This window comes from Micromonospora thermarum (assembly GCF_012034245.1).
Lineage (GTDB): Bacteria > Actinomycetota > Actinomycetes > Mycobacteriales > Micromonosporaceae > Micromonospora > Micromonospora thermarum.
The window spans coordinates 31,871-43,706 of the sequence record NZ_JAATEO010000016.1 but is presented as its reverse complement, the minus strand read 5'-3'; the positions used below and the strand labels follow the sequence as shown (position 1 = coordinate 43,706).

Sequence of the window (11,836 nt, the reverse complement as noted above, 5' to 3'; positions counted from 1 at the left end):
GGCGGTGCGCCGTCGTCGTCCGGCGGGGCCGAGCCGCAGGTGGCCGCATCGGGCGGCGGAGCCGGCCCCGACCATGGCCGGTCCGCCGGCGGCGCTCGGTGACGGCCAGCAGCCGGAAGAGTCCGACTCATCCGGCTCGGTGCGACGGGTCCATCTTGGCGGTAGGTGTCCGCAAAGGACCACCGGTTCTACGGCTCGCCGACCTGCCTGTCAAGACATTGATCGCCGACGACGGACGTTCCTATGCTGCGCCGACTTTTCGGTTGCGGAAATACGGGGGCTGCCGTGGAAGAGCATCTACGTATCGGTGTTTTCGTCTCGTTGGCGCGCGGGGCGTTCGCCCGCTGGGCGCGGCGAGTGGCGTTGCTGCTGGCCGTCGTCCTGGCAGCGACCATGTCAGACGTTCCGGCCCGCGTCGAGCGGCCGGCCGTGGCCGCGCCGAAGCCGGCGCCGCAGCCGAAGCCGGCCTGCCCCGACGACCGCCCCGACGAGGTGTCCGCGGCGGTGGCCGCCCGGCTCTGCGGCGCGCGGGTCGAGGTGGCGAACCGGCGGTCCGAGACGACCCAGGTCTTCGCCAACGCGGACGGCACCCTGACCGAGGAGCAGGCCCTGGCCCCGGTCCGGGTCCGGCAGGGCGACAGCTGGGTGCCCGTCGATCTCACCCTCCAGCGGCGGGCCGACGGTGTCGTGGCGCCGAAGGCGCACCCGCGTGGCCTCACCTTCGCCGGCGCCGCGCCCGGCGCCGGGGAGCACGAGGTGGCCTCGGTCGGCACCGGCTCCGAACGCGCGGTGGTCGCCTGGCCCGGTCCGCTGCCCGAGCCCGTCCTGAACGGCCGGACCGTCACGTACCCGGACGTGCGGCCGGGCGTCGACCTGGTCTTCCGCGCCCACGCCACCGGCTACGAGCAGCACGTCGTGGTCAAGGACCGGGCGGGCCTCGCCCAGGTGCGCAAGCTGAGCCTGCCGCTGCGGACCGGCAAGCTCACCACGGCCCGCGACGGCATGGGCGGCCTGGTCTTCAAGAACTCCCGCGGCCGGCAGGTCGGCCGGGCGCAGACGCCGCTCATGTGGGACGCGAAGGTCTCGCCGCTCTCCGGAGACCACGTCAACCACGCCCCGGTCGCGCTGCGTACGGTGGCCGCCGGTGGCCGGACGCTCATGGAGCTGACCCCGGACGCGACGTTCCTCGCCCGGCCCGACCTGACCTTCCCGGTGACCATCGACCCGCCGACGTCGCTGTCACCGTCGTTCGACGCGTTCGTGCAGAACAGCTACTCCAGCGACCAGTCCGGGTCCAGCGACCTGAAGCTCGGCTACTCCAACGACGGCGGGACCTTCTACGCGCGGTCGTACCTGCGGTTCAACACCACCGGCTTCGGCGGCAGCCGGATCATCACCGCCAAGCTGCGGCTGTGGAACTACCACTCGTGGTCGTGCACCGCCGCGTCCTGGGAGGCCTGGCGCACCGACTACGTCGACTCCTCGGTCCGCTGGACCAACCAGCCCACCGCCCGGGCGAAGGTCGGCACCTCGACCGAGACCCGCGGCTACAACTCCTCCTGCGGCGACGGCTACGTCTACGTCGAGGTCGGCGGCGCGCTCCAGCACAGCGCGGACAACAATTTGACCAGCGCCAGCGTCATGCTGCGCGCCACCTCGGAGACCTCGACGTCCGGCTGGAAGCGGTTCGACTCCGCCGAGGGCACCCACCCGCCGGTGGTGACCATCACCTACAACAGCGCGCCGTCGGCGCCGACCGCGCTCGCCGTCGCCCCCTGCTACACCGCGTGCGGCTCCGGCGCGCGGACCGCGTCGCTGCGGCCCACCCTGTCGGCGAAGCTCGCCGACGCGAACGCCGGCCAGACGCTCCAGGCCGAGTTCGTGGTGCGCAACAAGGCCACGCAGGCGGTGGTCAGCTCGTCCGGCCTGCGCTCCGGCAGCCCCGCCTGGACCAACGGCTCGACCGCCTCCTGGCAGGTGCCGGTCGACCTGGTCAACGGCACCCAGTACGAGTGGCAGGTCCGGGCCAAGGATCCGTGGAACTACGGCGCCTGGACGGCGTGGACACCGCTGACCGTCGACACCGACAAGCCCGGCGTGCCGTTCGTCTCGGCGACGATCTACCTCAACGACGGGCAGCCGCACGGTGGCGCCAGCCAGCCCGACACGTTCACCTTCACCCCCGCCAACGGCACCACCGACCTCGCGGCTTTCGTCTACAAGTTCGACTACGACGCAACGGCGACGACCGTGGCCGCCACCGGCGCGAAGTCGGTGACGCTCGCGCCCCGCGACGGCCACCGCACCCTGACCGTCCAGGCCAAGGACTCGGCCGGCAACCTGTCCAGCCCCAACCTGTACATCTTCGACGCCGGCAACGCCGCCCTGGCCGAGCCGCTGCCCGGCGCGACCATCGTCAAGCGCACCAAGCTGCGCATCACCACCCCGGTCACCGGATACACCCGGACCTACTTCGAGTACCGGCGCGGCCCCGGTGGAGCGACCCTGCCGGTGCCCTCGGCGAACCTGACCTCCGCCACCGGCGCCCCGATCACCGCCACCGCCAACAGCCCGGTCGCGCTCTCGTCCCTGGGCGGGTACGCGATCTGGAACGCCACCGACACCCTCGGCCTGGTCGGCGGCGTCGTCGAGGTACGCGCGCACCTCTACACCGCCACCGGCACCACACCTGCGTACACCATCCCGTGGGTCCGGGTGACCGTCGACTCCAGCGGCGACGGCGCCGCCGGCGACGAGGTCGGCCCCGGCTCGGTCAACCTGCTCACCGGTGAGTATGCGCTCTCCGCCACGGACGCCGACGAGCTGGGCCTGTCGGTCTCCCGGTCGGCCACCTCCCGCGACCCGGCTGACGGCTATCAGCCGATGGCGGAGCGGCTCACCGCCAACCAGCAGCAGGTCTCCATCGACCTGACCGGCTTCACCGTCCCGGCCACGTCGTCCGCGCTGCGCTCCACCGCCCGGGGCCAGGGCGAGACGACGCCGGCCGACTCACTGGAGATCACCCCGGTCACCACGACCAGCAACGACACCTACGTCGCGGTCGGCGGGGACAACGGCGGGCTGCGGCTCTCCATGAGCCCGGGCAAGACGTACCGGATGACCGGCTGGATCTACGTGCCGGCCGCTACCGGACTGGTGCCCGCGCATACCGAGCGTGGCCTGCGGATCGTCGGTTTCCACAAGGTGGGTACCAGCTACAGCGAGGTCGCCTCCCAGATGGCCGCCTACACCGACGGCTGGCAGGAACTCTCGGTCGACATGACCGTGCCGGCCGGGGCCACCGAGGCGTTCTTCCGGCTCTACAACGGCATGCAGGGCGGCTCCGGCCGCAAGGTCTACTGGGACAACCTCTCCGTCACCGAGATCGTCGCGCCGTTCGGCCCGGCCTGGACCAGCGGTGCCACCGGCGGCGCGGCGGGCGTCGACTACACCACGGTCACGCTGCCAGAGCCGTCGCTGGCCCGCGTCAACACCATGGACGGTGGCTGGATCACCTTCGCCAAGAACTCCGACGGCACCACCTTCGCCCCGGAACCGGGCGCCGAGGGGATGGCGTTGAGCAAGGTCGGTAGCACTGCGTACCGGCTTGCCGAGGTGGACGGCACGATCACCGAGTTCACCCTGCAGGGCGGCGTGTGGGCGGCCACCTCGTCCTGGACGGCCGAGTCCGACAGCACGTCCCGCTACGTCTACGACACCACCGGCAGCCGGCTGCTGCTGAAGAAGGTCATCAACCCCGTCGAGCCGGGCGTCGGCGACTGCACCGCGGCTACTCCGGCCCGCGGCTGCGAGGTGCTGGAGTACGAGTACGCCACGTCGACGACCTCGGGGCTGAGCCAGACCGTGTTCGGTGACTTCACCGACCGCGTCTCCGGCGTGAAGCTGTGGGCGTGGGACCCGGACACCTCCGCGATGACCGCCACCCAGATCACCCGGTACGCGTACGACAACCTGGGCCAGGTCCGCGAGGTGTGGGACCCGCGGGTCAGCCCCGAGCTGAAGACCAGCTACGAGTACGCGGGCGGGCGGGTCACCAAGGTGACCCCGGCCGGCCAACTCCCCTGGCACTTCGACTATGGCAACCCCGACGTCGACTCCTCCGCCCTGCGCTGGGACCTCGACGCCGGCTCCGGCACGAGCGTCGCCGACTCCTCCGGCGGGGGCCGCACCGGCACGATGGCCTCCGGGGTGTACTGGGCGCAGGGCAACGACCCGGACAACCCGGCAGACCGGGCCGCCGGGTTCACCGGCGGCACCGGCCAGCAGATCAGCGCGGCCGGCACGGCGCTGTCCAACACCTCCTCCTACACCGTCTCGGCCTGGGTGCGGCTGACCGACAAGTCCGTCAACCGGACCGCCGTGTCCAAGGACGGGTCGCGGACCAGCGGCTTCTTCCTCAACTACGTCGCCGCCGACGACCGGTTCGCGTTCTCCCGGGTCACCTCCGACAGTGACAGCGCCACCCCGGTCCGGGCCACCTCGAACACCGCGCCGGTGCTCGGGAAGTGGACCCACCTGACCGGCGTCTACGACACCGCCAGCGGCCGGATGAAGCTCTACGTCGACGGCGTCCTCCAGACGACCACCGCCGCCGTCGGCGGCTGGAATGCCACCGGCGGGTACGTGGTGGGCCGGGCCAAGTGGGCCGGCGCCGCAGCGAACATCTGGCACGGCGGCATCGACGACGTCCGCATCTACGGCAAGGCCCTCACCGACGCCCAGGTCGCCGACCTGGCCGGGGACGAGAACGCCGGCAAACTGCTCAAGGTGCGCCGGGCCGCCCTCCAGCAGGGCTCGAAGACCACCACCGACGGCGAGATCGCCACCACCGTCGTCTACAACGTGCCGCTCACCCAGGGCACCGGCGGCCCGTACAACCTCGACTCCGCCGCCATCTCCACCTGGGGCCAGGTCGACCTGCCCACCGACGCGACCGCCGTGTTCGGGCCGGAGGACGACCCAGGCCGCAGCAGCGCCACGCCGGCCACGCCGGGCACCAACGGCTACAAGTACGCCACCGTCCACTACCTCTCCGCTGGCGGCAAGGAGGTCAACACCGCCACCCCGGGCGGCCACATCGACACGCAGGAGTATGACCGGTTCGGCAACGTCGTCCGGACCCTGGAGGCCACCGACCGGGCGCTGGCTCTGGGCACCCTGCCCGGCGCCGACGCCTACCTGGCCGAGCTGGGCCTGGCCGGCTCCGACACGGCGACCCGCGCGCTAGCGCTCTCCACCGTCAACACCTACAGCTCGGACGGCGTGGACCTGCTGGACACCCTCGGCCCGACGTTGACGACGGCGGTGGAGAACCCGGTCGCCGACCCGGACGGCACCGGGCCTCTGGAGGCCATCCCCGCGGGCGCCACCGTCATCGGCCGGGCTCACACGGTCAACAAGTACGACGAGGGCAAGCCGGACGGCGCCACGTACCACCTGGTGACCACCGAGACGAAGGGCGTGCAGGTGGTCGGCTACCCCGACGCCGACACCCGGACCACCCGCAAGGGCTACGACGCCGAGTACGGCGGCGTTTCCGGCTGGACGCTGAAGAAGCCGACCAAGGAGACGATGGATGCCGGCTCGGGCGGCCAGAACCTGAGTTCCGGCACCGTCTTCGACGCGGCGGGTCGAGCTCTGAAGTCGGTGGGGATCGGCTCGTCGGGCTCCGACGCACGGGCCACCGAGACCCTCTACTACACCGCCGGCGCCAACCCGAACGGATCCGCGTGCGGCAACCGCCCCGAGTGGGCTGGTCTGGTCTGCCTCACCCGGGCTGCGGGCGCCGTCACCGGGCACGATCCGGCGCGGATGACGGACGACCTCCCGGTCCGGCATGTGGTGTCCTACAACCGCTCCGGCAAAGAGGCGGTTGTCGCCGAGACGGCGGGTGGGAAGACGCGGACCTTAACCACGCGGTACGACGCCGCCAACCGGGTGATCCACGCGGAGATCACCTCCGACCTCGGTGTCCCGATCGAGGCGACCACGACGACCTACGATCCGGCTTCCGGGGTCGTGACCCGGACCAGCATGGGCGGTGCGGAGATCGTCCGTGAGCACGACAGTCTGGGACGGGTCGCCGCCTACACCGACGCGGACGGTGCCCGGACGACCACCGAGTACGACCGCTTCGGCAAGACGGTGAAGACGTCGGACCCGACCGGTCACTCGACGTACGTCTACGACCGTGCTGCCGAGCCGAGAGGTCTGCTCACAAGCGTCACGGACAGCGTCGCCGGTACCTTCTCGGCGAAGTACTCCCCGGACGGACAGCTCACCGAACTCACCTACCCGGGGGGACTGACCCGCAGGGACCGCCTGGACGCCAACCTGCAGCCGGTCGAGCGGACCTACACGCGGGACTCGGACGGTACGGTCATCTTCTCCGAGTCGGTCGTCGAGAACAGCGCCAGCCAGTGGGTGAACCACACCTATACCGGAGGTAGCAAGGTCTACGGGTACGACCGGCTCGGACGCCTCGTCCGTACGCAGCACGACAGCGCGATCACCGACGGCTGCATCACCCGCCGGTACGCCTACGACGGTCGTGCCAACCGCACCGACCGCTGGACCCACGGCCCGGGCGCCGGCGGTGAGTGCCAGGAGACGGCGACGACGGAGCAGGTGACGCACTCCTTCGACAGTGCGGATCGGCTGACCGATTCCGGCTACGTGTACGACGAGTTCGGACGTACGACGACCATCGCCGGAGATCTCGCCACCACGTACCACGTCAACAACCTGGTGCGGGCCCAGGAGTTCGGGGACACCCGGCGCACGTGGACGCTGGACCCGGCCCACCGTTTCCGCGGCCACACCACCGAGGTGCTCGTCGACGGCGTCTGGACCAGCCCGAGGTCCACGGTCAACCACTACGGGGACGACTCGGACGAGCCCCGGTGGATTGTGGAGGACGCGGCGTCGGGCGAACTGACTCGCAACGTCTCCGGACCGGACGGCGACCTGGTGGCGACGACGGCGGCGAGCGGCGGCGTATCCCTCCAGCTGACCAATCTGCACGGGGACATCGCCGCCATCATCGACCCCGCCCTGACCGAGCCGGAGTTGTTCGACTACGACGAGTTCGGCAACCCCTCCGTCGGTCAGGCGGACCTGCGGTACGGCTGGTTGGGTGGCAAACAGAGGTCGGGTGAGGGACTCGGCAGCGCCATCCTCATGGGTGTCCGGCTCTACCTCCCGGCCCTCGGGCGGTTCACCACGACCGACCCGGTGCCCGGAGGCAGCTGCAACGCGTACGAGTACGTCTGCGGTGACCCGATCAACGCCGTGGACCTGGACGGGCGTAGCTGCCGGACCTGGAAATGGCTCTTCAGCTCCTCGTGCCGCCCGTCCGGCAGCTACCGCGAGGCACTCCACTCGCACATCGCCCTGGCGGCCTGGGTCATCCCCGGTGGCCCGGCTTGGAAGGCGGGCCGGTTCACCTACCGGTTCGGCAAGGCGGCGTGGAAGGCAAAGAAGCGGTTCACCAAGCGCAGCTGGAAAAACTGCCGGTCAAACTGGAAGAACTGTGCCAGGCGCGCGTCGCCTAAGGTGGGTGGAGCCCTCTGGCAGGCCAGCATCGGCGGCGACTGGGACAATCTCAAGACTGCGGGACGCTTCTGGCGCGACCGCAGCCACGACTGGTTGGCAAAGCCCTGGAACGGGATGTGCCGCAGGCTGGACGAGTGGACCCGAGGCATGTCACGTAGCTCCTGCGGGCAGATCCCCTACAGGCGGAGATGGCGATGGTGAAGTCAGGTGACCCGGGGCGGCGGCTGTGGGTGTTGGGACTCATGCTCCTCTTCACTGCGGTCCTGTTGCCCGACATCGTGACCGAGGGAGGTTGGCGTGCCTGGATCGCGGTGCCGGTCAGCGCCGGGCTTCTCGTCCTCTTCCTGCGTGACCTCGCCGTGGTGATTCAACGACGGCGGCGTTCGCCGGGGCCGGAGCGGCCGGACGCCTGACGGCGTTCCGCGCCAAACGGATGTGGAAACTGCTCGTGAGGCCGGGCCGGCGTCCGGCCTCACGGCCGTGTCCGTGGACGGATCCCCGGCCCGATCGGCACGATCGCCGGCGTGGTGTCGGCCGTGTCGTACGCCGCCACCGGCAACTGGAAGGAAGCCGCCTGGGCTTTCGCGGGTGCGGCGGCGGCCGTGGTCGGTGCCGGAAGCGGCGGTCAAGGGCGCCCGCCTCGCCGTCAACACCGCCCGCGCCGCCCACAAGGCGCGGGCTGTCGGGCCGGTAGCGGGCTGTCGGGCCGGTCGCGTGACGGGAAAGTTGATCGGTCGTCCGTTGTGGGGGAGGGCCGGTGCTCCGTAGGCTCGTCGGCGACGGCAGCGCTCCCGGGCGCTGTCGCGGGGACCCCCACGGGAAAGGACGCCGGTGCTGTACTGGCTGCTGAAGTACGTCATCCTCGGGCCGCTGCTGAAGCTGATCTTCCGCCCGCAGGTGGAGGGCCTGCACCACGTACCCGGGACCGGCCCGGTGATCCTCGCCAGCAACCACCTCTCCTTCTCCGACTCGATCTTCACGCCGCTGATCGTGCCGAGGAAGGTCACCTTCGTCGCCAAGGCGGAGTACTTCACCGGCAAGGGCATCAAGGGGTGGCTGACCAAGATGTTCTTCGTCGGCACCGGCACCATCCCGGTGGACCGCTCCGGCGGCCGGGCGGCCCGGGCGGCGCTGGAGACCCAGCTCAAGGTGCTGCGGGCCGGTGGGGTCGCCGGCATCTACCCGGAGGGCACCCGCTCGCCGGACGGGCGGCTCTACCGGGGCAAGACCGGCGTGGCCCGGCTCGCGCTGGAGAGCGGCGCCCCGGTGGTGCCGGTGGTGATGCTCAACCTCGACGAGATCCAGCCGCCCGGCAAGATCATCCCCAAGGTGCAGCGGGTGCGCATCCGCTTCGGCCCGCCGCTGGACTTCTCCCGCTACGCCGGCATGGCGGGGGACCGGTTCGTCGAGCGCGCGGTCACCGACGAGATCATGTACGAGCTGATGGAGCTGTCCGGCCGCGAGTACGTCGACATGTACGCCCAGAAGGCGAAGTCCGTGCCCCCGCCGCCCGCACCGCAGCCCCGCGAGCCGATCGCGGCCTGACGACCACGCGCGCCGGACGGCTCAGCGTTCGCTCATGCCGGCGCGGCGGCGCAGCGACGCCACGTCGGTGACCACGATCCGGCGGCCCTCGGTGCGCAGCCAGCCCCGGCTGGCGAACGAGCCGATCGCCTGGTTGACGCTCTGCCGGGAGCCGCCGGCCATCTCGGCGAGCTGGCTCTGGTTGAGCTCGATGGTGATCATCGGCGCCTGGCTCTCGCCGGCCAGGCGGACCAGCGTCTTGGCGACCCGACCGGGCAGGTCGAGGAAGACGTGGTCGGCGTTCTGCTCGGTCAGGCGGCGGATCAGGGCGCCGAGGGAACGCATCACCGCGTCGAGGATGCGCGGGTTGGAGTGGACCAGCTCCATGAACGCCCCGCGGGACAGCGCGAGGGCCGAGCAGTCCTCGATGGCCTCGGCGGACGCGGAGCGGGTGGAGGCGTCGAGCAGGGAGACCTCGCCCAGCACGTCCGGCGGCCGGATCACCGACAGCACGGCCCGCTCGCCGGTCGGCGCGGTGCGGAAGACCGCGACCGCGCCGCGCCGCAGCACGATCAGCGACTCGCCGGGGTCGTTCTCCACGAAGAGCAGCTGACCCTTGCGGTACGTGCGCGGAACCGCCGCCGCGATCACCCGCTGCCGGACCTCCGGCTCGAGGCCGGCGAACATCTCGACACCCGTGAGCGCGTCACCCGGCTCCGGAAGGCGCACCTCCACGGCCCAACCCCTCCCCGGTCAAGGACCACAACTCGCTCACCGGGCGAACCTGACGGGCCCCCCGCCCAGGTGCTCCGACACCTCCGGTAGCGGTACACATCAGATCATGACGGTCCGGTCGCTTGCTGTACACCCCTCAATTCATCTCCGTGACGTTAGAGGCGTGCTCGACGCCGTCCCTCATCCCCACCGTGACCTGCCCGAACGTGCCGGTGGCCGAGTCGCCGGCACCCGCCCGGCGTCGCGGTGGGGGCGTACGCGAGGATGACGGTGATGGTCTACCGCTACTTCTACGACTGCGAATTCATCGAGGACGGCCGCATCGTCGACCTCGTGTCGATCGGCGTCGTCGACGAGTACGGCCGCGAGTTCTACGCCGTCTCCACCGAGTTCGACGACTCCCGGGCCGTGCCGTGGGTACGCCGCAACGTGCTCGACAAGCTGCCGTCGCCCGCCGACCGCGCCTGGCGGTCCCGGGAGCGGATCCGCGCCGACCTGCTGGACTTCCTCCTGGAGCCGGTCCGGGACCGCCCGGGCGAGCTGATCGAGCTCTGGGCCTGGTACGCGGCGTACGACCACGTGGCTCTCGCGCAGCTCTGGGGCCCGATGACCGCGCTGCCGCGGGAGATCCCCCGGTTCACCAAGGAGCTGCGCCAGCTCTGGGACGACCGGGGCCGCCCGCCGCTGCCGGAGGCCGAGGCGGCCCGGCACGACGCGCTGGTCGACGCGCGGCACAACCTGTTGCGGTGGCGGGCGATGACCGGGCCGGGCGGGCGCTGACCGGGCGACCGGAAAGCCCGAGGTCGGCTACTGGACGGTAACCAGGTCGCGGTGTCGGCGTGCACCGGCGCGGACTACAGTGCGCACTGACGGCCCGCCCCGGGCCGGCAATGGCGCCGATGGTCTGTTCTGACACCTATCCTGGGGCTTACCGGGCTTTACCCCAATGCTCCAGGAGGATGAGCAGATCATGCGTATCGGCGTGCTCACCGGCGGCGGCGACTGCCCAGGTCTCAACGCGGTGATCCGGGCGGTGGTCCGCAAGGGCGTCACCAACTACGGCCACGAGTTCGTGGGTTTCCGGGACGGCTGGAAGGGCCCGCTGGAGGGCCTGTCCCGTCCCCTGGGCATCGCGGAGGTCCGCGGGATCCTGCCGCGCGGCGGCACCATCCTGGGCTCGTCCCGCACCAACCCGTTCAAGATCGAGAACGGGGTCGAGCGGATCAAGGAGAACCTCGCCGCCCAGGGCGTGGACGCGCTCATCGCGATCGGCGGTGAGGACACCCTCGGCGTGGCGACCAAGCTGCACGAGCTGGGCGTCCACGTCGTCGGCGTGCCGAAGACCATCGACAACGACCTCGGCGCCACCGACTACACCTTCGGCTTCGACACCGCGGTCAACATCGCCATGGAGGCGATCGACCGGCTGCACACCACCGCCGAGAGCCACCACCGCACCCTGGTCGTCGAGGTGATGGGCCGGCACGCCGGCTGGATCGCCCTGCACGCCGGCCTCGCCGGTGGCGCCAACGTGATCCTGCTGCCGGAGCGGCAGTTCGACGTCGACCAGGTCGCCGGCTACGTCGAGAAGCGGTTCCAGCACCAGTACGCCCCGATCGTCGTGGTCGCCGAAGGCGCCCACCCGCTCGAGGGCCAGATGGTCCTGCACAACCAGGAGCTGGACGCCTTCGGCCACGTCCGCCTCGGCGGCATCGGCCAGTGGCTGGCCGAGCAGCTGGAGGCCAAGACCGGCAAGGAGGCCCGCACCGTCGTGCTCGGCCACATCCAGCGCGGCGGCACCCCGACCGCGTTCGACCGGGTGCTCGCCACCCGGCTCGGCCTGCACGCCATCGACGCGGCCCACGAGGGCGACTGGGGCAAGATGGTCGCCATGCAGAGCACGGACATCGTCCGCGTCCCGCTGGCCGAGGCCACCCGGGAGCTGAAGACGGTGCCGCTGGAGCGGTACGCCGAGGCCGAGGTCTTCTTCGGCAGCTGATCG

6 protein-coding genes are annotated in these 11,836 nt (G+C 71.1%); 5 read left to right on the top strand and 1 reads right to left on the bottom strand.

Features of this window, described 5'->3' with window-relative positions; genetic code table 11:
• The first annotated feature begins 393 nt into the window (after positions 1-393).
• The 3 genes from HCJ94_RS16045 (at position 394) to HCJ94_RS16035 (ending at position 9,120) form a co-directional block, all read left to right on the top strand.
• The gene (locus HCJ94_RS16045) at positions 394-7,776 is read left to right on the top strand and encodes a LamG-like jellyroll fold domain-containing protein (RefSeq protein ID WP_168001829.1); all 7,383 of its coding nucleotides are present in this window, start codon (positions 394-396) and stop codon (positions 7,774-7,776) included.
• A complete protein-coding gene (locus HCJ94_RS16040) occupies positions 7,770-7,988 on the top strand; it encodes a hypothetical protein (protein WP_168001828.1) in 219 nt (72 codons plus the stop codon). The genes HCJ94_RS16045 and HCJ94_RS16040 overlap by 7 nt, the downstream gene beginning before the upstream one ends.
• A gap of 418 nt (positions 7,989-8,406) precedes the next feature.
• The gene (locus tag HCJ94_RS16035; RefSeq protein WP_168001827.1) at positions 8,407-9,120 is read left to right on the top strand and encodes a lysophospholipid acyltransferase family protein; all 714 of its coding nucleotides are present in this window, start codon (positions 8,407-8,409) and stop codon (positions 9,118-9,120) included.
• A gap of 21 nt (positions 9,121-9,141) precedes the next feature.
• Here the strand turns inward: HCJ94_RS16035 and HCJ94_RS16030 are convergent, their stop codons facing one another.
• Positions 9,142-9,834: a Crp/Fnr family transcriptional regulator gene (locus tag HCJ94_RS16030; protein WP_155331056.1), complete on the bottom strand. Its 693-nt coding sequence runs from the start codon at positions 9,832-9,834 to the stop codon at positions 9,142-9,144.
• 273 nt (positions 9,835-10,107) lie between these two features.
• Here HCJ94_RS16030 and HCJ94_RS16025 point away from each other — a divergent pair, with 273 nt between their 5' ends.
• Both HCJ94_RS16025 and HCJ94_RS16020 read left to right on the top strand, forming a co-directional pair.
• On the top strand, positions 10,108-10,614 hold the full coding sequence (locus HCJ94_RS16025; protein WP_168001826.1) for a polyadenylate-specific 3'-exoribonuclease AS: 507 nt from the start codon (positions 10,108-10,110) through the stop codon (positions 10,612-10,614).
• A 190-nt stretch (positions 10,615-10,804) separates the two neighbouring features.
• On the top strand, positions 10,805-11,833 hold the full coding sequence (locus HCJ94_RS16020) for a 6-phosphofructokinase (RefSeq protein ID WP_168001825.1): 1,029 nt from the start codon (positions 10,805-10,807) through the stop codon (positions 11,831-11,833).
• Positions 11,834-11,836 lie beyond the last annotated feature (3 nt).